General features: G+C 66.8%; 23 protein-coding genes. 13 read left to right on the forward strand and 10 right to left on the reverse strand.

Translation table 11 applies throughout. The features are described from left to right. Nucleotides 1-85 precede the first annotated feature (85 nt). Nucleotides 86-748 (forward strand): nucleoside triphosphate pyrophosphatase, encoded by a 663-nt coding sequence (locus tag E3T29_RS01220; RefSeq protein ID WP_174776384.1) that lies wholly within the window; start codon nucleotides 86-88, stop codon nucleotides 746-748. Between the two features lie 85 nt (nucleotides 749-833). Next, on the forward strand, nucleotides 834-2,606 hold the full coding sequence (locus E3T29_RS01225) for a biotin carboxylase N-terminal domain-containing protein (RefSeq protein ID WP_134343747.1): 1,773 nt from the start codon (nucleotides 834-836) through the stop codon (nucleotides 2,604-2,606). 48 nt (nucleotides 2,607-2,654) lie between these two features. Here the strand turns inward: E3T29_RS01225 and E3T29_RS01230 are convergent, their stop codons facing one another. Then, the gene (locus E3T29_RS01230; RefSeq protein ID WP_092341605.1) at nucleotides 2,655-4,091 is read right to left on the reverse strand and encodes an NAD(P)H-quinone dehydrogenase; all 1,437 of its coding nucleotides are present in this window, start codon (nucleotides 4,089-4,091) and stop codon (nucleotides 2,655-2,657) included. A gap of 182 nt (nucleotides 4,092-4,273) precedes the next feature. Here E3T29_RS01230 and E3T29_RS01235 point away from each other — a divergent pair, with 182 nt between their 5' ends. Both E3T29_RS01235 and E3T29_RS01240 read left to right on the forward strand, forming a co-directional pair. Further along, nucleotides 4,274-5,107, forward strand: a complete 834-nt coding sequence (locus tag E3T29_RS01235) for a purine-nucleoside phosphorylase (protein ID WP_134343748.1) — start codon at nucleotides 4,274-4,276, stop codon at nucleotides 5,105-5,107. Continuing rightward, complete coding sequence (locus E3T29_RS01240) at nucleotides 5,104-7,146, forward strand: phospho-sugar mutase (RefSeq protein WP_241987577.1); 2,043 nt, start codon at nucleotides 5,104-5,106, stop codon at nucleotides 7,144-7,146. The genes E3T29_RS01235 and E3T29_RS01240 overlap by 4 nt, the downstream gene beginning before the upstream one ends. Nucleotides 7,147-7,691: 545 nt before the next feature. Here E3T29_RS01240 and E3T29_RS01245 read toward each other — a convergent pair. From E3T29_RS01245 to E3T29_RS01255, 3 genes are read right to left on the reverse strand one after another with little or no spacing between them, the layout of a single operon-like run. Next, nucleotides 7,692-7,967 (reverse strand): PTS sugar transporter subunit IIB, encoded by a 276-nt coding sequence (locus E3T29_RS01245; protein ID WP_134343749.1) that lies wholly within the window; start codon nucleotides 7,965-7,967, stop codon nucleotides 7,692-7,694. Then, nucleotides 7,964-8,404: a PTS sugar transporter subunit IIA gene (locus tag E3T29_RS01250; RefSeq protein ID WP_134343750.1), complete on the reverse strand. Its 441-nt coding sequence runs from the start codon at nucleotides 8,402-8,404 to the stop codon at nucleotides 7,964-7,966. The genes E3T29_RS01245 and E3T29_RS01250 overlap by 4 nt, the downstream gene beginning before the upstream one ends. 58 nt (nucleotides 8,405-8,462) lie before the next feature. Next, nucleotides 8,463-9,581 (reverse strand): adenosine deaminase, encoded by a 1,119-nt coding sequence (locus E3T29_RS01255; protein ID WP_092341600.1) that lies wholly within the window; start codon nucleotides 9,579-9,581, stop codon nucleotides 8,463-8,465. A 192-nt stretch (nucleotides 9,582-9,773) separates the two neighbouring features. On the opposite strand from E3T29_RS01255, the gene E3T29_RS01260 reads away from it, so the two are divergent. After that, nucleotides 9,774-10,724, forward strand: a complete 951-nt coding sequence (locus E3T29_RS01260) for a nucleoside hydrolase (RefSeq protein ID WP_134343751.1) — start codon at nucleotides 9,774-9,776, stop codon at nucleotides 10,722-10,724. A gap of 194 nt (nucleotides 10,725-10,918) precedes the next feature. Next, entirely contained in the window at nucleotides 10,919-11,875 is a 957-nt protein-coding gene (locus E3T29_RS01265) for an SDR family oxidoreductase (protein ID WP_134343752.1), read from the forward strand. Here the strand turns inward: E3T29_RS01265 and E3T29_RS01270 are convergent. Then, nucleotides 11,872-12,711, reverse strand: a complete 840-nt coding sequence (locus E3T29_RS01270; RefSeq protein ID WP_134343753.1) for an alpha/beta fold hydrolase — start codon at nucleotides 12,709-12,711, stop codon at nucleotides 11,872-11,874. The two genes, E3T29_RS01265 and E3T29_RS01270, sit on opposite strands and share 4 nt — an antisense overlap. A gap of 2 nt (nucleotides 12,712-12,713) precedes the next feature. Continuing rightward, complete coding sequence (locus E3T29_RS01275) at nucleotides 12,714-12,935, reverse strand: hypothetical protein (RefSeq protein WP_134343754.1); 222 nt, start codon at nucleotides 12,933-12,935, stop codon at nucleotides 12,714-12,716. Between the two features lie 141 nt (nucleotides 12,936-13,076). Here E3T29_RS01275 and E3T29_RS01280 point away from each other — a divergent pair, with 141 nt between their 5' ends. From E3T29_RS01280 to E3T29_RS01290, 3 genes are read left to right on the forward strand one after another with little or no spacing between them, the layout of a single operon-like run. Beyond that, complete coding sequence (locus E3T29_RS01280; protein WP_134343755.1) at nucleotides 13,077-13,937, forward strand: DUF4349 domain-containing protein; 861 nt, start codon at nucleotides 13,077-13,079, stop codon at nucleotides 13,935-13,937. 37 nt (nucleotides 13,938-13,974) lie between these two features. Continuing rightward, nucleotides 13,975-15,171: an acyl-CoA dehydrogenase family protein gene (locus E3T29_RS01285; RefSeq protein ID WP_174776388.1), complete on the forward strand. Its 1,197-nt coding sequence runs from the start codon at nucleotides 13,975-13,977 to the stop codon at nucleotides 15,169-15,171. Continuing rightward, the gene (locus tag E3T29_RS01290; RefSeq protein ID WP_134343756.1) at nucleotides 15,168-16,514 is read left to right on the forward strand and encodes a threonine/serine exporter ThrE family protein; all 1,347 of its coding nucleotides are present in this window, start codon (nucleotides 15,168-15,170) and stop codon (nucleotides 16,512-16,514) included. Before E3T29_RS01285 ends, E3T29_RS01290 begins: the two co-directional genes overlap by 4 nt. Before the next feature lie 53 nt (nucleotides 16,515-16,567). Here E3T29_RS01290 and E3T29_RS01295 read toward each other — a convergent pair whose 3' ends face one another. Continuing rightward, a complete protein-coding gene (locus tag E3T29_RS01295) occupies nucleotides 16,568-16,813 on the reverse strand; it encodes a hypothetical protein (RefSeq protein WP_134343757.1) in 246 nt (81 codons plus the stop codon). Between the two features lie 179 nt (nucleotides 16,814-16,992). Here E3T29_RS01295 and E3T29_RS20440 point away from each other — a divergent pair, with 179 nt between their 5' ends. The 4 genes from E3T29_RS20440 to E3T29_RS01315 all read left to right on the forward strand — a co-directional run bounded on the left by E3T29_RS20440 (nucleotide 16,993) and on the right by E3T29_RS01315 (nucleotide 20,997). Next, on the forward strand, nucleotides 16,993-17,115 hold the full coding sequence (locus E3T29_RS20440; RefSeq protein WP_255408738.1) for a hypothetical protein: 123 nt from the start codon (nucleotides 16,993-16,995) through the stop codon (nucleotides 17,113-17,115). 147 nt (nucleotides 17,116-17,262) lie between these two features. Beyond that, a complete protein-coding gene (locus tag E3T29_RS01300; RefSeq protein ID WP_134343758.1) occupies nucleotides 17,263-18,132 on the forward strand; it encodes a metal-dependent hydrolase in 870 nt (289 codons plus the stop codon). A gap of 297 nt (nucleotides 18,133-18,429) precedes the next feature. Then, nucleotides 18,430-19,683 (forward strand): acyl-CoA dehydrogenase family protein, encoded by a 1,254-nt coding sequence (locus E3T29_RS01305; RefSeq protein ID WP_134343759.1) that lies wholly within the window; start codon nucleotides 18,430-18,432, stop codon nucleotides 19,681-19,683. A 489-nt stretch (nucleotides 19,684-20,172) separates the two neighbouring features. Further along, the gene (locus E3T29_RS01315; protein ID WP_134343760.1) at nucleotides 20,173-20,997 is read left to right on the forward strand and encodes a hypothetical protein; all 825 of its coding nucleotides are present in this window, start codon (nucleotides 20,173-20,175) and stop codon (nucleotides 20,995-20,997) included. A gap of 83 nt (nucleotides 20,998-21,080) precedes the next feature. On the opposite strand, the gene E3T29_RS01320 is transcribed toward E3T29_RS01315, so the two are convergent. Genes E3T29_RS01320 through E3T29_RS01330 form a run of 3 tightly spaced genes read right to left on the reverse strand, consistent with a single transcriptional unit; the run spans nucleotide 21,081 to nucleotide 23,763 of the window. Then, nucleotides 21,081-22,298 (reverse strand): acetyl-CoA C-acetyltransferase, encoded by a 1,218-nt coding sequence (locus E3T29_RS01320; protein ID WP_174776385.1) that lies wholly within the window; start codon nucleotides 22,296-22,298, stop codon nucleotides 21,081-21,083. Beyond that, nucleotides 22,295-22,969, reverse strand: a complete 675-nt coding sequence (locus E3T29_RS01325; RefSeq protein ID WP_134343761.1) for a 3-oxoacid CoA-transferase subunit B — start codon at nucleotides 22,967-22,969, stop codon at nucleotides 22,295-22,297. Before E3T29_RS01325 ends, E3T29_RS01320 begins: the two co-directional genes overlap by 4 nt. Beyond that, entirely contained in the window at nucleotides 22,969-23,763 is a 795-nt protein-coding gene (locus E3T29_RS01330) for a CoA transferase subunit A (RefSeq protein ID WP_134343762.1), read from the reverse strand. The genes E3T29_RS01325 and E3T29_RS01330 overlap by 1 nt, the downstream gene beginning before the upstream one ends. Nucleotides 23,764-23,767: the final 4 nt, after the last annotated feature.

Consider the following 23,767-nt stretch of genomic DNA (forward strand, 5'->3'; position numbering starts at 1 on the left):
CTAACGATGATCCCACACCGCTTGCCGGGCTGCGGGTTGCCGCCTGCTTGAATGGATGCTTACGCCCCGTTTGAAAAGGATCACCATGCGCCTCTATCTGGCTTCCACCTCTCCGGCTCGCCTGGCCCTGCTGCGCGCGGCCGGCATCGAACCGGTGCTGATCAACCCCGAGGTGGACGAGGCTCGGCTCGTCGCCGAGACTGAAACCGCTGTGGGCTCGGCGCTCGAGCCGCGAGTACTCGTGGAGCTGCTGGCGCGCGCGAAAGCGGAGGCAGCGGCATCCGCTCGGCTGGACGAACCGCTGGACGAACCGCTGACCGGCCTGCTGCTCGGCGGCGACTCGGTCTTCGTGCTCGACGGCGTCATCTACGGCAAGCCACACACAGCGGATGCTGCCCGCGAGCGGTGGGAGCGCCAGCGCGGCCGCACCGGCACGCTGTATTCCGGGCACTGGCTGATCGAGGTCGCTGATGGCCGGCCCGGGCGGGCGATCGGCGCGGTCGCGGTGGCCGAGGTGACCTTCGCCGACGACCTCGACGACGCCGAGCTCGACGCCTATATCGCCACCGGGGAGCCATTGTTCGTGGCGGGGGCCTTCACGATCGACAGTCTCGGTGCTCCCTTTATTACGAGTATCGTCGGGGATCCGTCGACCGTGGTGGGGCTGTCGCTACCGACGCTGCGGCGGCTGGTGCGCGCCCTCGGACACGAGTGGCCGACCCTGTGGAATCGCCCCGGAGCACTGTAGTTGTAGGCATCCGCAAGAATCTGCCGGGTCTTTTTGTGGGACAGAACCAAAAGGGATGCGGCGGCGGGCAATAGGCTAAGTGATTGTGTCACTCATAACGAAGGTCCTCATCGCCAACCGAGGCGAGATCGCCGTTCGGGTCATCCGTGCCGCGAAAGACAGTGGAATTCTCTCTGTCGCCGTCTACGCCGACCAGGATCGCGACGCTCTGCACGCCCGTCTAGCCGACGAGGCGTACGGTCTCGACGGCACCACCGGCGCCGAAACTTACCTGGTCATCGACAAGATTCTGTCGATCGCCCGCCGGAGCGGCGCTGACGCCGTGCACCCCGGCTACGGCTTTCTGGCCGAGAACGCCGACTTCGCCCGCGCCGTGATCGGCGCTGGCCTCATTTGGATCGGGCCGTCGCCCGAGGCCATCGAGCAGCTCGGCGACAAGGTCTCGGCCCGTAAGATCGCCGAAAAGGTCAATGCACCGATGGCGCCCGGCACCCTGAACCCGTGCAGCGATGCCGCCGAGGTGCTCGCCTTCGTCGACGTGCACGGCCTGCCCGTCGCGATCAAGGCTGCCTTCGGTGGCGGCGGCCGCGGCCTCAAGGTGGCCCGCACCCGCGACGAGGTTGCCGAAATGTTCGACTCCGCCACTCGGGAGGCCATTACAGCCTTCGGTCGCGGCGAATGCTTCGTCGAGAAGTATCTCGACTCCCCCCGCCACGTCGAAACCCAGTGCCTCGCCGACATGCACGGCAACGTCGTCGTCGTGTCGACCCGCGACTGCTCGTTGCAGCGCCGGCACCAGAAGCTCGTCGAAGAGGCGCCGGCACCGTTTCTCACCGAAGCGCAAACGACCGAGATGTACCGCGCGTCCAAGGCAATTCTGAAAGAGGTCGGCTACCTCGGCGCCGGAACCTGCGAGTTTCTGATCGGCCAGGACGGCACCGTCTCGTTCCTCGAGGTCAACACCCGCCTGCAGGTCGAGCACACCGTCTCCGAAGAGGTCACCGGCATCGACCTGGTACGTGAGCAGTTCCGCCTCGCCGAGGGCGGCGAACTGACCTACGGCGACCCGGTCGCATCCGCTCACTCCTTTGAATTTCGCATCAACGGAGAGGATGCCGGCCGCGGCTTTCTGCCTGCCCCCGGCCCGGTACACGTCTTCAAGCCCGCCGGCGGCCCCGGCGTGCGTGTCGACACCGGCGTGCAGTCGGGCGATGTAATTAGCGGATCGTTCGACTCGCTCATCGCCAAGCTCGTCGTCACCGGCGCAACCCGTGAACAAGCGCTCGAGCGTTCGCGCCGTGCCCTCGACGAGTTCGAGGTGGCCGGCCTGCCCACCGTGCTGCCCTTTCACCGCAAGGTCGTGCGCGACCCGGCCTTCGCGCCGACCGACGGCAAGCCCTTCACGGTCTTCACCCGTTGGATCGAGACCGAGTTCGAGAACGACATCGAACCGTGGAGCGGCAGCATGGAAGACGCCCCGGGCGAGCAGAAGCGCCACAGTATCGTCGTGGAGGTGGGGGGACGCCGCATCGAGGTGACGTTGCCCACCCGTCTGCTTCCCGGCGGCGCGAGCGCCCGTTCGGTGGGACCAGCACCGAAGCGTCGTAGCGGCCTGCACTCCGTCGACACCGCCACCGGAGACGCCATCAAGGCGCCGATGCAGGCGACCATCGTGAAGCTCCTCGTCGCCGAGGGCGACCTGGTCGTCAAGGGCGACCTGCTGCTCGTGCTCGAAGCCATGAAGATGGAGCAGCCCCTCGTCGCGCACCGCGACGGCACCGTGGGCAACGTCGCCGCCGTCGTCGGCGAGACGGTCTCTTCCGGCTCGGTGCTGCTGACTGTCTCCGACGCCGCCTAGCCTTCAGCCCTCGCGCCTCGTTTTCGAGCAGGCGCGGGGATTGAGGAACTAGAGGACTACGTGCATCGCTCGCGCAGCATCCGTTATGGAGCCGGTCAGGGAGGGGTAGACGGGGAAGGTTCGCGCAACCTCGTCGACGGTGAGGCGGTGCTCGACGGCGAGGGCGAGCGGGAAGATGAGCTCGCTGGCCTTGGGGGCAACGATGACGCCGCCGATGACCGTGCCGCTGCCGGTGCGGGCGAAGAGCTTGACGAAGCCGTCCTTGATTCCCATCATTTTGGCGCGCGGGTTTTGCGACAGGGGCAACTTGTAGATCTCGCCCTGGGCGAGTCCGTCTTCAATCTGCTTCTGGGTGTAGCCGACGGTCGCGATCTCGGGCTGCGTGAAGATGTTGGCGGCCACGTTGCGAATCTCGATCGGGTTGACGGTGTCCCCCATGGCGTGGAAGACGGCGGTGCGGCCCATCATCGACGCAACGGATGCCAGCGGAATCTCGGTCGTGCAGTCCCCGGCCGCGTAGATGTTCGGAATCGAGGTTCGGGCGACGCGGTTGACCTGGATGTGACCGGAGTCGGTGATCTGCACGCCGGCCTGTTCGAGCCCGATGTTGGCGGTGTTCGGAATGGAGCCGACGGCGATGAGGCAGTGGCTGCCCTCGACCGTGCGTCCGTCTTCGAGGGTGGCGATGACACCGGTCTTGGTGCGTTCCACCGAGGAGGCCCGCGACTTGGACAGCACCGTCATGCCGTTGCGCTTGAAGACGTTTTCGATGACGTTGGCGGCGTCGGCGTCTTCACCGGGCAGAACCTGGTCGCGGCTGGAGATGAGGGTGACCTTGGCGCCGAGGGCACGATAGGCGGAGGCGAACTCGGCGCCGGTGACGCCCGATCCGACCACGATCAGGTGCTCGGGGATGGCCTTGAGGTTGTAGAGCTGGGTCCAGGTGAGGATGCGCTCCCCGTCGGGAAGTGCGGAGGACAGCACGCGGGGGCTCGCCCCGACCGAGACCACGAGGGTGTCGGCGTCGATGCGGTCGAAGTCGGTGGCGGTCGAGTCGCCGGAGGTCGCGACGATGATTCCGGTGGTGCCGTCGAGGCGTCCGTGGCCCTGTACGTAGCGCACGCCGGCGCGAATGAGCGTGGCCTTCATATCTTCGGACTGCTGGCGGGCGAGGGCGAGCAGGCGCTTGTTGACGGCGGCCAGGTTGATGGCCACTTCCGGGCGCAGGGGCTTGCCGGTTTCTCCGCGCACGAAGAACTGCACGCCGAGGTCGGTGGCCTCGCCGATCGAGTTCGAGGCCTCGGCCGTGGCGATGAGGGATTTGGAGGGGACGACATCCGTTATCACGGCGGAACCGCCGACACCGACGCTTTCAATGAGGGTGACGTCAGCACCCTGTTGTGCTCCGGCGATGGCCGCTTCGTATCCGCCGGGCCCACCGCCCAGTACTGCGATGCGCTGCTTGCGTTCGAACTCATAGGCCATGTACTCCATTCTCTCAAGGCGCCGAGCCCCTACAAAACCGCTTCGCCGCCCGCGGAGCCCGGTTTGTCCCTCGAAAAGGGCGAAAACACGCCGAATGACCGTTTCGACGGCCGTTCGGCGCGCCGATGAGCAGAATTCGCGCAGAATCTCCGTGCTCAAGGTGGGGGTTCTAGAGTAGTGAAATGTTCACGAACGAGATCAACCCGTTAGACCTGCCCGAAACAGATCCGTTTGAGGCAGCACGTTCGGCCGCTGCGGAGATCGCCGGCATCACGGGAGTGCCCCGGCACGACATCGCTCTCACCCTCGGCAGCGGCTGGGCCAAGGCCGCCGACCTGATCGGCGAGACCACGCACACCGTGGCCGCCGCAGATATCACCGGGTTCAGCGCTCCAGCGCTGGTCGGCCACGCCGGCACGTTGCGCTCAATCCTGCTTCCCGGAGGCAAGCGCGCGCTCGTGATCGGCGCCCGCACGCACTACTACGAGGGCCACGGCGTGCGCCGGGTTGTGCACAGTGTGCGCACGGCGGCGGCGACCGGTGCGACAACGATGATTTTGACCAACGGGGCCGGCGGCATCCGTGAATCGTGGAAGCCCGGAACCCCGGTACTGATCAGCGACCACATCAACCTGACTGCCGATTCCCCGATCGAGGGCGCGAACTTCGTCGACCTGACCGACCTGTATTCGAAGCGACTGCGCGATCTCGCGCGCGGCATCGACCCAACCCTCGACGAGGGCGTGTACTGCCAGTTTCGCGGGCCGCACTACGAGACGCCCGCCGAGGTACAGATGGCCAAGGCCATCGGTGGCCACATCGTGGGCATGTCGACCGCGCTCGAGGCCATCGCGGCCCGGCAGGCCGGCATGGAGGTTCTCGGGCTCTCGCTCATCACCAACCTCGCCGCCGGCATTCAGAAGACCCCGCTCAGTCACGGCGAAGTGATCGAGGCCGGCGCGCTGGCCGAACCCGTGATCAGCGCGCTCCTCGCCCGGATCGTGGCCGCGCTGTGACCGGCAGCGAGCGTGGCGATTCCGAAAACGACGCCCCGACGGTTTCGCGCAGCGGCGGTCGCCATTCCGGCCCGCCAGCGGATGCCGCGCCGCACGTCACCGATGCCGACGCGGCCGACGAAGTGCACACCCCGACCCGCGCCCTGCCGATCGTGCAGGACGGCGACGATGCCGGATCCGAGCCCACCGTCGCCATTCAGACCATCGTGCACGACAGCGACGATGCGGGCTCAGAACGAACCGTTGCCATCCAGACGATGAGCCCTGATGGCACGGCAAACGACGATGTCGACGACCTCGCAACGGCTCCGGTCGCGCACGAGGCGCCGGAGACTCCGAGCGACCGTACAGCGACGCTGCTGCAGGCGGCGAGGTCCTGGCTGAATCAGGATCCCGATCCGGAGACGCAGGCGCAGCTGCGCGCTCTCATCAATGCCGTCGACGATGGCGACACGGTGGCCCTGTCGAACCTACACTCGCGCTTTGACACCCGCCTTGCCTTTGGCACGGCCGGGCTCCGCGGCGAAATTTCCGCCGGACCGAACCGCATGAACCGCGTGCTCGTCTCGCAGGCCGCGGCCGGCCTCGCCACCTACCTGCGCCGGCACGCAGCGCCCGGCGTGACGCCATCGGTGGTCATCGGCTACGACGGACGCAAGAACTCGCACGTCTTCGCGACCGACACGGCGGCGCTGATGGCGGGCGCGGGGGTGCGCGCCATCCTCTTGCCGCGTCTGCTGCCGACGCCCGTTCTCGCGTTCGCGGTGCGGCACTTCGACGCGAGCTGCGGTGTGATGGTGACCGCGTCGCACAACCCGCCCAATGACAATGGCTACAAGGTGTATCTGGGCGGCGCGAACAACGGCGCGCAGATCGTCTCCCCCGATGACAAGGCGATCTCGGACGAGATTCTGCGGGTCGCCGCCGACGAGCACGTCTTGAAGCTTCCGCGCGGGGCGTATGAGACGGCCGAGGAAGACGTCGTGCTCGCCTACATCGCGGCGACAGCCGGCATCGCGCACACGCCGCGCGCGCAGGTGAACGCGGTGTACACCGCTATGCACGGGGTCGGCTGGGATACCACCCGCCGCGTGCTCGTCAAGGCCGGCTTCGACCTGCCGACCCTGGTCGATGCGCAGATAGCCCCGGACGCCGCCTTTCCGACCGTCGCATTTCCGAACCCGGAAGAGCCCGGCGCCATGAATCTCGCCTACGAGACCGCCCGCGAGGTGAGCGCCGAGCTGATCATCGCCAACGATCCGGATGCGGACCGCCTCGCCGTGGCCATCCCCGATCTGTCCAGCGCGAGCGGCTACCGCCGGCTGAGCGGCAACGAGGTTGGCGCAATTCTCGGCTGGCGGGCCGCTGCGCTGGCTGGTTCTGACCCTGACGCTGTTATCACTGAGGAGACCGGCGCACTCGCGTGTTCCATCGTGTCGTCTCCCGCCCTGCACGCGGTAGCGGATACCTACGGCCTGCGTTTCGTAGAAACCCTCACCGGTTTCAAGTGGGTATCGCGGGTGCCTAACCTGGTCTACGGGTTCGAAGAGGCGCTCGGTTACCTGGTCAACCCGGAGACCGTGCGCGACAAGGACGGCATCTCCGCCGCGGTCGCACTGCTCTCGCTGGTGAGCGACCTCAAGTCGGAGGGGACCACTCTCGTCGGCTACCTGGAGCTGTTCAGCGAGAAGTTCGGACACTTCGCGTCGGGTCAGATCTCGGTGCGGGTGTCCGAACTGTCCACGATCGCGCTCGTGATGACGCGTCTGCGGGAGTCCCCGCCGACCCACGTCGGGCGCATTCGGGTCGACGAGATCGACGACTTTCGCTGGGGGTTGGGCGACCTTCCCCCGAGTGACGTGTTGCGCATCCGTTTGACGGACGGGTCGCGCGTCATGGTGCGCCCGAGCGGAACCGAACCGAAACTCAAGGTGTACATCGACACCCGCAGCACGGTCGGCACGTTGGTCGAGCGGCGCGCTGCGGCGCAGGCGGCGCTCGATGAGCTCGATCGGGGCATGCGAGCGCTGATCGCGTAGGTGGTGCGGCTGGGCGCGCAGCGAGAGCGGCATCGTGTCGGTCGGGCTAAACGCCATGGAGTTGGACAGCGAGAAGTACACGTAGTCGAAGTATGACGCGACCCAGCCGATGCGCCGCGAGGAGCGGGCCGCGACCTCGTCGATGGCGTCGTGGTCCTCGTCCTGCGGAAAGTGAAAGTCGGCTGGGCGTCAAGACTCACGGTTCGGCGACTGCAACCGGCTGAAACTCACGGTTCGGCGAGCGGATGCCGCGGCGCGGCCCGCTCGCGCTGGCTGGCATCCATTGTGCGGCGCTCACTGAGTGGGCGGCAGCACGCGGGTGCCGGGCCCACCTTCGGGAACCGGGCCCAGGTGCAGGGAACCGGAAACAGAACCCAAGTCTATCGTGGTCCCAGTTTCCGGGACCGGGCCCGGAAAGCGGTAGTGACGGGGCATATGGTCGCCGGGCCCACCTTATAGCCCAGGGCCCAGCTTATAAACTGGGCCCGTGGACACCATCTGCAAGGCGGGCACCGAACGCTACCCGCGTAGGCACAAAGCGGGGGCTAGGAGCCCAGGGCGACCTCTAGCTTGGCGACGAGTTCGTCGACGTCGAAGTAGTTGTTGATGACGATGACGTCGGCGTTGGTCTTGCCGATCGCGTCGACGAGTTCCGACGAGGTCAGGATGACCTGGGCGTCGGCGGCGGCGGCGCGCAAACCGGCGACATCCGTGGCCTGCACATGCGCGTCGATGTCGAGGCGCTCAAGGGCGCGCTCGGCGTTGACCTTGAGGATGGCCGAAGTGCCCAGGCCGATTCCGCACATCACGACGATCTTCATGACGCGAACACGCTTTGCACGAACTCGGCGGTGGTCGCGCCGGCCAGGGCGGGAATCACGTCGGGGTCGTTGAAGACATTGGCCAATTCGGCGACGAACTGCAGGTGGTCGTCGGCTCCGGTCACGGCCAGACCGACGATCACGCTGACCGGGTCGTTGTGCGGATGTCCGAAGGCGACCGGCTCGGCAAGAGTGACGACGCAGAGACCGTCGGTGAGCACATCCGCTCCCGGGCGGGCGTGCGCGAGCGCCAGCCCGGGCGCGATCACGATGTAGGCACCGAATTCGCGAATCACCTTGATCATGCGCTCGGTGTAAGCGGATGTCGCGGCGCCGGAGCGAACGAGCGCGTCGCCCGCGGCCGTGATGGCCGCCGGCCAGTCGTCGACGTGTGCGCCGATGGTGATGGCGTCAAGCGGAAGGTGCGGGAGTGGCATGGTCACTTTCGGGTAAGTGGGGGTCGTACTGGATAGGCCCGGAGAGTGGGCAGATGCGTCAGGCGTCGCCGAAGCCGGCTTCGATGGCTTCGACGAGCTCTTCGCGGTCTTCCAGCGGCAGGAACGCGGCGTGGGCCGCGTTGAGCTGGAAGGTCTCGAGGTCGCCGAGGTCGTAACCGAAGGCATCCGAGAGCAGGGCGAGCTCCTGGGTGAGGGTCGTGTCGCTCATCAGACGGTTGTCGGTGTTGACAGTGACCTTGAAGCCGAGCTGGTAGAGCAGGTCGAACGGGTGGTCGAACAGTTCCTCGCCCCAGGCGGCGACCGCTCCGGTCTGCAGGTTCGAGGAGGGGCTCAGTTCGAGCGTGATCTCGCGGTCGCGCACCCACTGGGCCACCGGGCCGAGGGTGACGAAGGTGTTGTCGTCGTCCTGACGTTCAATCGTGACGTCTTCGGCCAGGCGCACGCCGTGGCCGAGGCGGAGGGCGCGGCCGTCGAACAGTGCGCCGCGGATGCTGTCGAGTCCGTCGGCCTCGCCGGCGTGCACGGTGACCGGCATGAATTCGCGGGCCAGCAGGTCGAAGGCTGCCCGGTGGTTTCCGGCCGGGAAGCCGGCTTCGGCACCGGCAATGTCGAACCCGACTACGCCGTCGAACCGGTAGCGCACGGCGAGTTCGGCGATCTCGAGGCCGCGGTTCGCGTGGCGCATGGCGGTGATGAGCTGGCCGATGCGGATGCTGCGGCCGGACTGCTCGACGTTCTCGATGCCTGCTTCGATACCGTCCTGCACGGCTTCGACGACCTCGTTGAGGGTGAGTCCGCGGGCCAGGTGCTGCTCGGGAGCCCAGCGGATCTCGCCGTAGATGACTCCGTCGTCGGCGAGGTCCTCAACGAATTCGCGGGCGACGCGGCTGAGGCCCTCGCGGGTCTGCATCACGGCCGTCGTGACGTCGAAGGTCTTCAGGTATTCCACGAGCGAGCCGGCGTTGGACTGGTCGGAGAACCATTCGCCCAGGGCGTCAGCATCCGTTGTGGGAAGCACGAATCCGATGGAGTCGGCCAGCTCGATGATGGACTGCGGGCGCAGGCCGCCGTCGAGGTGGTCGTGCAGGGAGACCTTGGGCAGGGTGTTGATGCTCGTGCCGCCGCCGGGCATGAGGAATTCCTCGATCAAAGTCATACGAACAAGCTCCTCGGTACGGGGGCGGATGTGAACTACAACCGCGCGCCCAGCTTATCGGAGGCGCTCTGGACGGACCATGAGAAATGCGGTGAGCGGATGCCGCGCCTCCCGTCGCTTTGGTCGCCCGTCCTCGCTGCGTCTTGCACACTGCACCGGGCCCGGAAAGCGCACGACCACGTACCCTGAGCTGTGCCCACCAAAATCATTCTCGACTGCGACCCCGGCCACGACGACGCCATCGCGTTGCTGCTCGCGCACGGCAATCCGAACATCGACCTCGTCGCCGTGACCACCGTGATGGGCAACCAGACCCTCGCCAAGGTCACCCGCAACGCTCTCTCGGTCGCCCGCGTGGCCGGCATCACCGGGGTGCCATTTGCCGCCGGATGCCCGCGCCCGCTGGTACGGCAGATCGAGACGGCGCCGTCCATTCACGGCGAGTCCGGCCTCGACGGGCCGATGCTGCCCGAGCCGACGCTCGAGCTCGACGCCCGGCACGCCGTCGACCTCATCATCGACACGATCATGGCGCACGAGCCGGGTGAGATCACCCTCGTGCCGACCGGCGCGCTGACCAACATCGCCCTCGCCGCCCGCAAGGAGCCGCGCATCGTCGAGCGGGTCAAACAGGTCGTGCTGATGGGCGGCGGTTACCACGTGGGTAACTGGTCGGCCACGGCCGAGTTCAACATCGTCATCGATCCCGAAGCTGCCCACATCGTCTTCAACGAGAAGTGGCCGTTGACCATGATCGGCCTCGATCTGACCCACCAGGCTCTCGCCACCCCCGATATTGTCGCCCGCATCGCGGCCGTCGGCACGGCGCCGGCCCGGTTCGTCGGCGATCTGCTGGCCTTCTTCGCCGAGACCTACAAGGATGCCCAGGGTTTCGACTATCCGCCGGTGCACGACCCGTGCGCGGTCGCCTACGTGATCGATCCGAGTGTGATCACCGTGCGGAAGGCTCCGCTCGACGTGGAACTGGCCGGCACCCTCACCCTCGGCATGACCGTAGCAGACTTTCGCGCGCCGGCCCCATCGGATTGCACCACGCAGGTGGCCGTCGACCTGGACCACGAGAAGTTTTGGGCGCTCATCGTCGACGCCCTCGAACGCATCGGCGACCCGCCGCAAGGCTGAGCGCTCCGGCCTGCAGGGCGCCGGCAAGACGGACGGGGCCCGGGCCTTGGGGCATTGTCTTGGAGCGAAATCGCAGCCGCGGAGCAGTCGCAGACCGGCCATTGCGCACCCGTGAATGTGCCCGGCACACCGGCAGCCGCGTGACTTCCCCCGCCCGAACGGGTTCAATAGAGCACCACGACAACGGGAGCCTCATGACGAAGACCAGCACCAAGACCCTCCCCGACATTCAGGTTCCCGACCTGCGCGGCAAGCTCGCCGTCGTCACCGGCGCCAACAGCGGACTCGGCTTCGGACTCACCGGCCGCCTCGCCCGGGCCGGCGCCGATGTCATCCTCGCCGTGCGCAACGAGGAGAAGGGCGCCGCGGCGGTCAAGCTCCTGAATGAGCAGAAGCCCGACGCGACCCTCAGCATCCGTCATCTGGATCTCGCGTCGCTGTCGAGCGTCGCCGGATTCGGCGAGGAACTCACGAAGGAGGGACGCCCGATCGACATCCTGCTCAACAACGCCGGCCTCATGATGCCGCCCGTGCGCGACGAGACCGAAGACGGGTTCGAGCTGCAGTTCGGCACCAACCACCTTGGCCACTTCGCGCTCACCGCCCACCTGCTTCCGCTGTTGCGCGCCGCCGGAACGAGCCGGGTCGTGAGCCTCTCGAGCCTGATCGCCCGCACCGGCCGCCTCGATTTCACCGACCTGCAGAGCCTGCGCTACCGCCCGCACCGCGCCTACGCTCTCTCCAAACTGGCGACGCTCATGTTCGCCCGGGAACTCAACCGGCGCAGCATTATCGGCGGCTGGGGGGTGCGCAGCGTCGCCGCGCACCCCGGCGCGACCGTCACGAACCTGCAGATCACCGGGCCCACGCACAACGGCGCGTCGGCGAAGGTCTTCCTCGCCGCGAACGAGGCGTCCCACCGCATCGGCTGGATGTGGCAGCAGATCGACCAGGGCATCCTGCCGGCGCTGTACGCGGCGACGAGCCCGGCCGCGGCCGGCGGCGGCTACTACGGCCCCGGCGGGTTCGGCGAACTCACCGGCGCTCCGGCCCCCGCCAAGCTGCCTCCGCGTTCCCTCGACGAAGCCGATGCCCGCCGCCTCTGGTCGCTCTCCGAGGAGCTCACCGGAGTTACTTTCCCGGCCGTCTAGCCGTCGATCACCTTCACCAACACCCGGGCAAGGCGCTTCCGAATGATGTGGTCGTTGGCCTCCACGCGGTGCATGGTGACGTGGCGCATCCGCTCGATCACGGTCATGCTGCCCTGCGCGATGAACGCGTCGAACGCCCCATAGATCACATCGACCGGCACAGTGAGGCTCGCGATGTCGCTCACCACGGTCTGCGATTCGATGCAGTGCTCCATCGATTTGATGAACGGCGTCCAGGTTTTCTCGGTCAGCTCGAAGATGCCCTTGGGCAGCAGGCGCGACATGATCGCGGCGTTGGCGAGTGTGAACTCCTTGTTGGCGCGCAGAAAATCGTAGGCACGCAGGTAGGCGCTCACCCGGGCCCGCACCCGCGGATCGCCGATATCACTCGGCGACAGATACACCGGCGGTCCCACCAGCAGCAGGCGGGAGACCGGTCCGCGGGCGGCCAGCCGGCGCCATGCTGCCCGGAATCGACCGTGCCGTTCCATGGCCGCATACCGGGTACTGATCAGGCTGCCAAGCGAATGCCCGACCAGAACGAATGGTTCCTTCAGCTTCAGCGAGCGGATGGTCGCGGCCAAGGCCCCGACATGATCCTCCAGCCGGTACTCACACCCGTCCGGCGCGGGCGACTGGCCGAAGCCCAGAATGTCGACGGCGATCACCCGGTGATTCGGCGTCAGCATCGGGATCACCTCGTAGAAGGTGACCGACGACGACGCGATGCCGTGCACGAGAATGACGACCGGGCCGCTGCCGGCATCCGTTGCGACGTGCAAGAGCGGCGGGCGGGGCCGACGCGCTCTGCGCATCCGCTCCGCCCACCAGGTCATATCTAATTATCGTCGCGCAGCGTGGCTTTGAAGTCATTCTTGGCCTCGGTGACGCCCCGCTCGGCCTCGGCGTGCTTCACGTCGCCCTCAGCCTTTTTCACCTTGGCGTCGGCTTTGACCTCATCGGCCTTGTCTTCGATGCGGTCCTTGGCATCATCCACGGCCCGGCCGATCTTCTTGCCGGTGGCGTCGAGTGCATCCTTGGCATCGTCAATGAATCCCATGTCGTCCTCCTGGTCGTTGCGAGTCGGGCTGAACCGCCGACCCCACGACCTTACTTCGGGGGACAGACATCGAGTCCCAATTGTGATCCGACTCCCAGACTGCCTCCAGTCCCGGGCGTCGGCGCGCCAATACAGTGAGACATGAGACGAACTTGGGGTGTGATCGCGGTTCTTCTGACCGCCGTCTTGCTGGCGGGATGCACGACGAACAGCGGCAGCTCGGTGAACCGCGATTCGGGAAATTCGTCGGAAAGTGTCTCCGGCGGCGTAGCTCCTGCCGCGGGCGATAAGGCCTCCGTCACGGGCACCACCGGCGACGTGAACACCTCCAGCCGCGATGTCATCACCACCGGATCCCTCTCGATCACCGCCACCGACCCGGTGAAAGCGAGCGAATCGGCCGTCACGATCACGGAACAGGCCGGCGGCCGGGTCGACAGCCGCAGCGAAAACCCGGCCACCGACGTGCAGCCGGCCAGCGCCAACCTGACCCTGCGCATTCCGTCCGACGAACTCGACCGCACCCTGGCCGAGCTGAAAAAGCTCGGCACCCTCAACTTCGTCACGCTCACCGCGCAGGACGTGACCCAGCAGAGCCAGGACCTCGACGCCCGCATCACCGCGCTGACCACCTCGGTCGACCGGCTGCTGGCGCTGATGGCGTCGGCCACCACCACGGCCGACCTGATCAGCATCGAAAGTGCTCTGTCGAGCCGGCAGGGCGAGCTGGAAAGCCTGCAGTCCCAGCGCGACTACCTCGCCGACCAGATCGACTACTCCACCGTGCAGCTCGAACTGGTCGCGGAGGGCACCGTCGCCGCGAGCGGTCCCGACACCTTCTGGAGCGGAATCATCGTCGGCTGGACCGCCCTCGTGACCGCCCTCGGCGGCCTGTTGGTCGGCCTCGGAGTTGCCTTGCCCTGGCTGGTTCTGCTGGCGATTGTGGGGACAATTGTGCTTCTGATCGTGCGCATGTTCGCGCGGCGCCGCAAGGCTGCATAGGCTTGTCTGTGTGACCGAGTTTCTCCCTGCTATAGCCCTGCCCGCGGCGCCCGTTTTTGTACCCTCGAGCGACGAACCGCTGCTGTCCGCCGAGCTGCTGGCGGGCGTCCGCGCGCGGGCTGCCGGGTATGACGAGGCCAACGCGTTCTTCACCGAAGACCTCGAAGCGCTCGTCGCCGCCGGCTACCTGCGCGCCCTGGTGCCGACAGAGTTCGGCGGACTCGGACTCACCCTGCAGCAGACCATGCGCGAGCAGACCCGATTGGCCGCGCACGCCCCGGCCACCGCCCTCGCCGTGAACATGCACCTGGTCTGGACCGGCGTCGCCCGCAGCCTGCACGCCCAGGGCGACCGCTCGCTCGACTTTCTGCTCGACGAGGCCGGCCGAGGCGAAATCTTCGGCTTCGGCGTGAGCGAACCCGGCAACGACCTGGTTCTGTTCGGCTCCCAAACGGACGCCCGCCCTACCCCAGAAGGCGGCTACCGGTTCACCGGCACCAAGGTTTTCACGTCGCTGTCCCCCGCCTGGACCCGGCTCGGCACCCTCGGACTCGACTCGACCGACCCGTCAGACCCCGCGATCGTCTGGGCGTTTCTCGAGAAAGCGGATGCCGGCATCCGCTCCAAAGATGACTGGAACACCCTCGGCATGCGCGCCAGCCAGAGCCAGAGCACCGTGCTCGACGGCGCTCTGGCCCGCCCGGACCGGGTCGTGCGGCGGCTGCCGGTCGGCCCGAACGGCGACCCGCTCGTGGCCGGAATCTTCGCCAACTTCGAGATCCTGCTCTCCGCGGTCTACACCGGAATCGGCCGGCGCGCGCTGGAGCTCGCCGTCGCGGGAGCGCACCGGCGCACGTCGCTGAAGAACGACGGGCGCACGCATGCGCAGGATCCGGTGGCCCGATGGCGGGTCGGCGACCTCGTCATCGCGATGGACGGCATCTACCCGCAAATCGACGCCCTCGCCCGCGCGGTCGACGAGCTTTCGTTCACGGTCGGACCGGCCTGGTTCGCGCAGCTGTCCGGGCTCAAATACCGGGCCACAGAGAACGCCAAGTTCGTCGTGGACACCGCCGTGCAAGTCGCCGGCGGCCAGGCCTACAACACGACCTCCGAACTCTCCCGGCTCTACCGCGACGTGCTCGCCGGTTTCTTCCACCCCTCCGACGCGGATTCCGCGCACGCCACCGCCGCAGCATCCGTTCTCGGCCCGATTGATCTGCGCACCTCATGACCTTCAGCAAGACCACCGCTATCACCCTCGACCACTCCGGCTATACCCGGGCCGTTCTCGACCTCACCATGCGACTCGCGGAAGTTATCTTCACCGCCGGAGCCGGTGCCGAAGACGCGACCGCCGCGATGATCGCGCTCACCCGTGCCTACGGGCTCAAGGGCACCGACGCGAACATCACGCACACCATCATCACGCTCACGCAGGAAGACCCGGCGACGCACGAGTCGATCACCCGCAGCCGCAACGTGAAATACCGCACCCTCGACTACTCCAAGCTCACCGCCACCTCGGAGCTGATCGCGGACATCATCGAGAAGCCGATCGAGGTGGCCGAGGCGCGCAAGATTCTGGCGACCATCGTCAGCTCGAAGCCGCAGGTGCCCAAACAGTGGCGCCGCATCGGCTGGAGCCTGGTCGGTGCGGGCGCTGCCGTGCTGATCGGCGGTGGGCCGACGGTGATCATCGCCGCGTTCATCGCCACCTGGATCATCGATTGGATCACTTCGGTGCTCGACCACCGGCAGGTTCCGCTGTTCTACCAGACCGTGGTCGGCGGTGCGGTCGGCCCGATCGTCGCCGCGATCGTGGGGGTGATCGACCCCACCGCGAGCCCCTCGCTCGTGGTCGTCGCCACCATCATCATGCTCCTGGCCGGCGTCACCACCTTCGGCGCCGTGCACGACACACTGTCGGGGTTCTACCTCACCGGCACCGCGCGGTTGGTCGAGGCGCTGCTGATCACGGCCGGCCTGGTCACCGGGGTGTCCGGTTCGGCGCTTTTTTTGGCGCGGTTCGGCCTGGTTCTCGAGATCGATTCAAACCCGATCGTAACCCTGGCCGTTCTGCCGGTGCTGCTGGTGGCTGCCGTGGTGATCGTTATCGGGTTTGCGCTCGCCGTTCAGGTGCCGTGGCGGGCGATCTGGGTGGTTTGTGTGCTCGGCGCCCTCGCTGAGTTTTTGTTCGTGGCCGCGATGGCCGGCGGATTTGGCCTGGTCTGGGGGTCAGCGGCGAGCGCCCTCGGCGTCGGCCTGCTCGCCGCGGTCGCCGCGCGCATGGTGCGCACTCCCCCGCTCGTGATCATGGTGACGGCCCTGGTACCACTCGTTCCCGGGCTCACCCTGTTTCGCGGACTGCTGAAGCTCTCGGAGGGCGATATCAATGGGCTGCTCTCGCTGCTCACCGCGGCGGGCATTGCCATGGCACTTGCGGCGGGCGCTCTTCTGTCGCAGTACGTTGTGCAGATCGTCTGGGGTCCGGCTCGTCGCCTGCAGCGCCGCTTCGTCGGACCGCTCATGGCCCTGCCGGTTCGGCTCGGCCGGGACGCCACCAAGCGCATCTAACTTTCGAACGAGGGTGGCGGCATCAGCTGTGAAAGCGGATGCCGCCACTCGCGTCAGTTAGGAACGTCGGCCTCTCCGTCGTCTTCGGCGACGTCTTCTTCGACGAACCGGTACGGGATGGGTTCCTCGGTCTCCCGACCGCGCTTGTAGGTGCGGGTGATCGTTTCCGTATCTTCGACCGACTCGAGCACCACGGCGTCTTGGTAGGCACCGTCGATATATTCCAGCTCCACTTCGGTTCCGGCGGCGATCGGGTTCGGTCCAAAGAGAACTGCACGGTAGGTGGCGCTATGGCTCATGAGGGTGACCTTTCGACGAGAAACGGTTCGGTAGAGCGACAGCATACGACACACCGGCAGTCGTGCACAGGGCTGCCGGCGGGTTGGCCGGCTGAGCCGTGCCGCAAGATGCCGTTTGCGCTAAACCCGCGTATTCTCAAGGTGACGGGGCCCCACGGCTCGGCGCGAAGGAGTACACAATGGCTGACAAATCACCGAAAAAGGATGCAACCAAGAAGGTTGCCGACAAGTCCCTCAAGGAAAAGAGGGCCGACAAGAAGGCGAAGTCTGAAGAGACCGCTTCTCGGGCCCGCAAGAGCTAGGTTCCAACCAGCGCACGAGGTGCCGCCACGATCGTGGCGGCACCTCTTTTTTTCTCGCACCACTTCAATCCGCTGGGTTGATGTACCCGCTTGCGCCGCAGCATCCGCTCGGATGACGCGCCGTCTGCCACAGTGAAAGGACCAGCCATGACCCTGCCCACCGAAGACACCCGTGTGCTCTACCCGGGTGGCGCGGTCGACGCCCAGGCGACCGTTCTGCACTCCGAGCTGCTGCCGGGCGGCGGGTTTGCGGTTCTGCTCGACGTGACACCCGTGCATCCGGTCGATGCGGGCTGGCCCGACCAGGGCCCCGACCTCGCCCTGCTGCACCACGGCGCCGCCTTCTGGCCGGTCGAAGACTGCATCGTGGGCGCCACCGACGGGTCAGCGCTGTATATCGGCGAGGACATTCCGGTGGGCAAGGGAACGCCCGGCTGGGCCTTCGTCGTCGTGCACGTGGTCGAGACGGACGGGCTGTCGGCCGGCGACACCGTCACCGTCGAGGTCGACGAGGGCCTGCGCGACAGTACGAGCGCCGGGCACACGAGCTGCCACCTCGCCTCGCTCGCGCTCAACCTCGCACTCGCCGACCGTTGGAAAAAGGAGGTGCGCCCCGACGCCCTGGGCCATCCCGACTTCGACGGCCTCGCCATCGACGAGTCGCTGATCGGGCCGAACGCCTCGGTCGACACCTACCGGCTCGGCAAGTCGCTGCGCAAGAAGGGTTTCTCCGTGGACGGGTTCGCCGAGGCGCTGCCCCAGCTCGAAGCAGCCATCAACGCGACCCTCCTGGACTGGACATCAACGGAAGCCGCGGTGCGCATCGACCGCGACGGCGACCTTTTGACCGATCGCCGCTACTGGGTCTGCGAGCTGCCGGGCACGAGCGTGCGAATCCCCTGTGGCGGCACCCACGTTTCGTCGCTCGGCACCCTCGGTGTCGTGAACGTGACGCTGGGCCTGCACGACCTGGACGGCACCGACGTTCTGACTATGAACACCTCCGCGACGCGCTAGCGGGTCGCGCGCGGTAGCCATCCGCTCGCTGAGGTGTGAGTCTGAGGCGATTTTGAGCAAAATTCGCACTCAAACTCACACCTCGGCGCACGAAACTCACGGGTCGATGACGCACCTCGGCGATCACCTCCTGGCGCCCGCCTCGGAGGCTTACAATTGGGCGCTCGCGCAGAGAGGGCAATCTGGCGGGCCTCCTCCCCCAAGTCTTTTGCATTATGCACGGTCTTCAGGCGAGAGATTGCGCAATTGGGCTCATTGGCGCACAATTCAGGTGTACCAGGTCAGAGAGGACCAGCCATGAGCATTGTCATTGCCAGCACCGACATCGACGCCACCAGCGGCATAGACGACGCAACGGCCTACCCCGAAACGGATGCTGCCAGCCCCGCTTTCTTCACCGGCCCCACCGCCGACTTCTTCTCCTACCAGGACCTGCTTTCCCCCGAGGAACAGCAGCTCGTAGCCCAGGCCCGTGCTGTGTTCGAACGCGAGATCCGCCCGGTCGTGGCCGAGCACTGGAACAACGCGACTTTCCCGTTCGAGATCATTCCCGTGCTCACCTCCCTCAACCTGGTTGAGCTGTGCGCCCGCGGCAACAATTTCTTGCTGCACGGGTTCATGACCCTCGAGCTCTCCCGGGTAGATGCCTCCATCTCCACCTTCGTCGGCGTGCACAGCGGACTGTTCGCGGCGGCCATTGCCCAGCTCGGCACCGACGACCAGCGCGAACGCTACCTGGACGACGCCGTCTCCCTGCGCAAGATCGGAGCCTTCGCCCTCACCGAGCCCGAGCACGGCTCTGACGTTTCGCGCAATATGGAGACGACCGCCACGCGCAGCGGCTCCAACTGGACCCTGAACGGCGTCAAGCGCTGGATCGGCAGCGGAACCTTCGCCGCCAACGTGCTGGTCTGGGCGCGCGACACCGCCGACGACCAGATCAAGGGCTTCATCGTCGACGCCACCCTGCCCGGCTACACGGCCGAGGCCATCGAAAACAAGATCGCCCTGCGCATCGTGCAGAACGCCACGATCACCCTCGACAATGTCGTGGTAGCCGAGCGCGACCGCCTTCCAGGAGCCTCGAGCTTTCGCGACACCAACCGGCTGCTCACCAACTCCCGCGTGTGGGTCGGCTGGCAGACCGTCGGGCTGCAATTCGCCGCCTACGACCATGCCCTGCGCTACGCCCTCGAGCGCCAGCAGTTCGGCAAGCCGATCGCCTCGTTCCAGCTCGTGCAGGAGAAGCTCGTACGCATCCTCGAGAACGCGACGACGTCGCTCGGCACGATGGTACGCATCGCCCAGCTGCAGCAGGCCGGCACGCTGCGGCCCGAGCACGCCGCGCTGGCCAAGGCTTCCTCCAGCGCCCGCATGCGGGAGTCCGTGGCGCTCGGCCGTTCTGTGTTCGGCGGCAATGGAATCTCCACCGATTTCGGCATGGCCCGCGTCTTCGCCGACGCCGAAGCGCTATACACCTACGAGGGTAGCTACGAAATCAACACCCTCGTGGTCGGCCGCGCCATCACCGGCATCTCCGCGTTCCAGTAGCGTTTTGCGGGCCCGGAGATCCCCAAGACGGATGCCGCACGGCAACACTGATCCCGTCGACGAGCGCGGCCGGCGACATCGTGGCCAAGCTCGACGCGGTCGGGTCATCCTGCGGCACTGAGACCGAGTCGCGCACAGCCGGGCCGTATTACTTCGACGTGGGTTCCATTCGCAACGACCTCGCTTTGGTTCTGGCGGGTCTGGTGCCACGACCGACGGCAGCTACACCGAGGGCGATTCCGAGGCCACGCCCGGCGTCGACGGCACCTATCTGCGCGGGGCCCAGGTCGGCTTCGATGACGACCGCAACGGGGTATCTGGGCTGCATCAACCTCGATGTCGGCGCGGTCTGAAGCATCCGTTCGCCGAGGTGTGAGTCTTACCCCGAATTTGGCCGAGAATGGGCGCAAACTCACACCTCGGCGGCGAATCAGAGGCTGCCTGTGCATAACGAATATGCGCGATCCCGATTCAATGCACTATTCCTCTATGTCCACTCCGCATGATCGTGCTGCCCTGCCCTATCGACGTCTGCGTGCTGATCACGTGCAACCGGCATCCGTTCTCGAATTGACCACGGCCTACTCACAACGGATGCCCGCGACTCACGTCTTCAGCCACGCGACGGCTGCCGTAATCCAGGGAATGTGGCTGCCCTATCGGCTCGAAACAGACCGACGCCTGCATGTCAGCGTGCCGCAGAATGCCCGGGCTCCGCAGATGGTGGGGATCGTCGGGCACAAGCGGGAGGTGCTCGTCACTGACCGGGTCGAGGGCCTTCGGGTGACGTCGCTCCTGCACACCTGGATCGATGTCGCCCCGACGCTCAGGCGAGTCGAACTCGTCGCCGCTTCGGACTTTCTCTGCCGGGGTCGAAATCCCATCCACACGCCCGAGGAGCTGAAAGTTGTCGCGGCCGAACTCACCGGACGACGCGGATACCGCGCCCTGCGGGAAGCCGCGAGTCTCGCACGCGCCGCGGTCGATTCACCCCAGGAGACCAAGACGCGCCTGTTCATCGTGGATGACGGCATTCCAGAACCCGATGTCAATTTTGTCATTCGGGACTCCGACGGCTACTTTGTGGCCCGCGTCGACCTGGCCTGGCCGCGATTTCGGGTCTGCGTCGAGTATGAAGGCGACGGTCACCGCACGGACCCGAAGCAATTCCGTAAGGACATCACGCGACGCGAGCGGGTCGAAGACCAGGGCTGGCGCATGGTTCGCATTACCGATGATGACCTCACGTACGGCGGGCAGGAACTTCTACGCCGAGTGCGCGCTGCGCTGGCCGCACGCGGCGCCCGCTGGTAGCCATCCGCTCGCCGAGGTGTGAGTCTGGGGTCATTTTGAGCAAATTTCGGGCTCAAACTCACACCTCGGCGAAGCGGATGCTGCTACACGCGCTCGAAGATGGCCGCCAGGCCCTGCCCACCGCCGATGCACATGGTTTCGAGCAGGTAGCGACCCTCGGTGCGCTGCAGGTGGCGGCTCGCGGTGGCGAGGATACGGGCGCCGGTCGCGCCGACCGGGTGACCGAGCGAGATGCCCGAGCCATTGACGTTGGTGCGGGCCCAGTCTTCGGGAACGAAGTTCCACTCCCGGCTGACGGCGAGCACCTGGGCGGCAAAGGCCTCGTTGAGTTCGATCAGGTCCATGTCGGCGAGAGTGAGGCCGGCGCGCTCGAGTGCGAGCTTCGTGGCGGGTACCGGGCCGAGGCCCATGCGGGAGGGGTCGACGCCGGCGCGCGCCCACGACGCGAGCCGCACGATGGGGGTCAGCCCGAGTTCAGCCGCCCGCTCCGGGGTGGTCACGATGCACGCGGCAGCGGCGTCGTTCTGACCGCTGGCGTTGCCGGCGGTGACGGTGGCTGCGGCATCCGTTTTGCCCATGATCGGGGTGAGGCCTGCGAGGGCCTCGAGGGTGGTGTCGCGCGGAGTTTCGTCGACGGAGACGACGACGGGGCCCTTTCGACCGGGTACGGTGACCGGCACGATCTCGTCGACGAAGCGGCCGTCGGCGACGGCGGCGAGGGCGCGGTGCTGGGATTCCACAGCGAGCTGGTCTTGTTCGACGCGGTCGATGCTGTAGTCGCGGCGCAGGTTCTCGGCGGTTTCGAGCATGCCGCCGGGCACCGGATAGTTGCGCCCACCGGCGGTCTCGCGGCCACGGCCGAGGGCGTCGCGCAGCAGCACGCCGGCGGTTCCGGCCAGGCCCCAGCGGGAATCGACCGTGTAGAGCGGGGCCTGGCTCATGACGTCGACGCCGCCGGCGATCAGGAGATCGCTGACGCCGGTTTGCACCTGCATCGCGGCGTCGAGGATGGCCTGCAGGCCGCTGCCGCAGCGACGGTCAACCTGCACACCGCCGACTGTGACGGGCAGGCCAGCGTTGAGGGCGGCGACCCGGGCAACGGGCGCGGCCTCGGCCGAGGGATAGGCCTGGCCGAAGATGACGTCATCGACAACGGCCCCGTCGAGTCCGGTGCGTTCCAGCAGCGCGACGATGACCGCCGCGGCGAGGTCGGCCGGGGCGACGGTCTTGAACGCGCCGCCGAACCGGCCGATCGGCGTGCGGAGCGGTTCGCAGATGACGACCTGGCGCAGCTCGCTCATTCGGCAGCGCCGATCAGGGTCGTGATGGTGGTCGGCGGGGTCGGCACGAGCAGGGTGGCCTCGGTGGCGGCCTGTACCTCGGCGACGGTGACGCCGGGCGCGACCTCGCGCAGCACGAGTCCGTCAGGGGTGACGTCGATCACGGCGAGATCGGTGATGATGCGCGTGACGACGGCCTTGCCGGTCAGAGGCAGGTCGCAGACCGTCTTGATCTTGAACTCGCCGGTCCTGGTCGTGTGTTCCATGACGACGATGACGGTATCGGCGCCGTGCACGAGGTCCATCGCGCCGCCCATACCCTTGATCATCTTGCCGGGCACCGCCCAGTTGGCGATATCGCCGACCACGCTCACCTGCATGGCGCCGAGCACGGCCACATCGATCAGCCCGCCGCGGATCATGCCGAAGCTCTGCGCCGAGTCGAAGTACGCCGCTCCCGGGTTGACCGTGACGGTCTCTTTGCCGGCATTGATGAGCTTAGGGTCGGCCTCGCCCTCCCACGGGTACGGGCCCACGCCGAGCACACCGTTCTCGGAGTGCAGCACGACGTGCACGCCGTCGGGGAGAAAGTTCGGAATCAGCGTCGGGAGGCCTATACCCAAATTGACATATGAGTCCGGGGCGAGCTCTTGGGCGGCGCGGGCAGCCATTTCGTTACGCGTGAGAGCCATCAGTTCGCTCCAGTTTCCGTCGACGGTCGCGGCCGCGTCGTTGTCTTCTCAATCGGCAGATCAGCAGCATCCACCGCGCCCAGCTGCACGATGCGGTTCACGTAGATGCCGGCGAGGTGCACCTCGTCGGGGTCGATCTGACCGGGTTCGACCAGTTCGTCGACCTCGGCGATGGTGATGCGGCCGGCCATGCCGGCCACCGGGTTGAAGTTGCGGGCCGATTTCTCGAACACGAGGTTGCCGTGCCGGTCGCCCTTGGCTGCACGCACGAGGGCGTAATCGGTGACGATGGCCTCTTCGAGCACGTATTCCTTCTCGCTGCCGAGCGACGAGAACAGCCGAGTCTCCTTCGGCGGTGAGGACACTGTCACCTCGCCGTCGGGGCCGTAGCGCCACGGCAGTCCGCCGTCGGCGACCATGGTACCCACGCCACTCGCCGTGTAGAACGCCGGAATTCCGGTGCCGCCAGCGCGCAACCGCTCGGCCAGAGTGCCCTGCGGGGTGAGCTCAACCTCGAGCTCACCACCGAGGTAGCGGCGGGCGAAGTCCTTGTTCTCACCGATGTACGAAGCGATAACCCGGCTGATCCGGCCCTCGCGGAGCAGCTCGCCGAGCCCCCACCCATCGACGCCGCAGTTGTTCGACGCGACGTGCAGGTTGGTACTGCCGAGCGCGAGCAGCGCACGAATGAGCACGATCGGCACACCGACCAGGCCGAACCCGCCGACGGCGAGCGACGCACCATCGGGAATGTCAGCGACGGCAGCCGCAGCGGAGGGATAGGTCTTGTCCATGGTT

Source organism: Cryobacterium sp. TMT1-66-1 (assembly GCF_004403435.1).
GTDB classification, from domain to species: Bacteria; Actinomycetota; Actinomycetes; order Actinomycetales; family Microbacteriaceae; genus Cryobacterium; species Cryobacterium flavum.

What these genes read in the sequence shown, in the direction of transcription:
- E3T29_RS01220 (WP_174776384.1), top strand. Translation starts at nt 86, where the DNA reads ATGCGCCTCTATCTGGCTTCCACCTCTCCGGCTCGCCTGGCCCTGCTG.
- E3T29_RS01320 (WP_174776385.1), bottom strand. Translation starts at nt 22,298, where the DNA reads ATGAGCGAGCTGCGCCAGGTCGTCATCTGCGAACCGCTCCGCACGCCG.
- E3T29_RS01265 (WP_134343752.1), top strand. Translation starts at nt 10,919, where the DNA reads ATGACGAAGACCAGCACCAAGACCCTCCCCGACATTCAGGTTCCCGAC.
- E3T29_RS01280 (WP_134343755.1), top strand. Translation starts at nt 13,077, where the DNA reads ATGAGACGAACTTGGGGTGTGATCGCGGTTCTTCTGACCGCCGTCTTG.
- E3T29_RS01300 (WP_134343758.1), top strand. Translation starts at nt 17,263, where the DNA reads ATGACCCTGCCCACCGAAGACACCCGTGTGCTCTACCCGGGTGGCGCG.
- E3T29_RS01295 (WP_134343757.1), bottom strand. Translation starts at nt 16,813, where the DNA reads ATGAGCCATAGCGCCACCTACCGTGCAGTTCTCTTTGGACCGAACCCG.
- E3T29_RS01290 (WP_134343756.1), top strand. Translation starts at nt 15,168, where the DNA reads ATGACCTTCAGCAAGACCACCGCTATCACCCTCGACCACTCCGGCTAT.
- E3T29_RS01245 (WP_134343749.1), bottom strand. Translation starts at nt 7,967, where the DNA reads ATGAAGATCGTCGTGATGTGCGGAATCGGCCTGGGCACTTCGGCCATC.
- E3T29_RS01270 (WP_134343753.1), bottom strand. Translation starts at nt 12,711, where the DNA reads ATGACCTGGTGGGCGGAGCGGATGCGCAGAGCGCGTCGGCCCCGCCCG.
- E3T29_RS01275 (WP_134343754.1), bottom strand. Translation starts at nt 12,935, where the DNA reads ATGGGATTCATTGACGATGCCAAGGATGCACTCGACGCCACCGGCAAG.
- E3T29_RS01230 (WP_092341605.1), bottom strand. Translation starts at nt 4,091, where the DNA reads ATGGCCTATGAGTTCGAACGCAAGCAGCGCATCGCAGTACTGGGCGGT.
- E3T29_RS01235 (WP_134343748.1), top strand. Translation starts at nt 4,274, where the DNA reads ATGTTCACGAACGAGATCAACCCGTTAGACCTGCCCGAAACAGATCCG.
- E3T29_RS01315 (WP_134343760.1), top strand. Translation starts at nt 20,173, where the DNA reads ATGTCCACTCCGCATGATCGTGCTGCCCTGCCCTATCGACGTCTGCGT.
- E3T29_RS01330 (WP_134343762.1), bottom strand. Translation starts at nt 23,763, where the DNA reads ATGGACAAGACCTATCCCTCCGCTGCGGCTGCCGTCGCTGACATTCCC.
- E3T29_RS01305 (WP_134343759.1), top strand. Translation starts at nt 18,430, where the DNA reads ATGAGCATTGTCATTGCCAGCACCGACATCGACGCCACCAGCGGCATA.
- E3T29_RS20440 (WP_255408738.1), top strand. Translation starts at nt 16,993, where the DNA reads ATGGCTGACAAATCACCGAAAAAGGATGCAACCAAGAAGGTTGCCGAC.
- E3T29_RS01250 (WP_134343750.1), bottom strand. Translation starts at nt 8,404, where the DNA reads ATGCCACTCCCGCACCTTCCGCTTGACGCCATCACCATCGGCGCACAC.
- E3T29_RS01255 (WP_092341600.1), bottom strand. Translation starts at nt 9,581, where the DNA reads ATGACTTTGATCGAGGAATTCCTCATGCCCGGCGGCGGCACGAGCATC.
- E3T29_RS01325 (WP_134343761.1), bottom strand. Translation starts at nt 22,969, where the DNA reads ATGGCTCTCACGCGTAACGAAATGGCTGCCCGCGCCGCCCAAGAGCTC.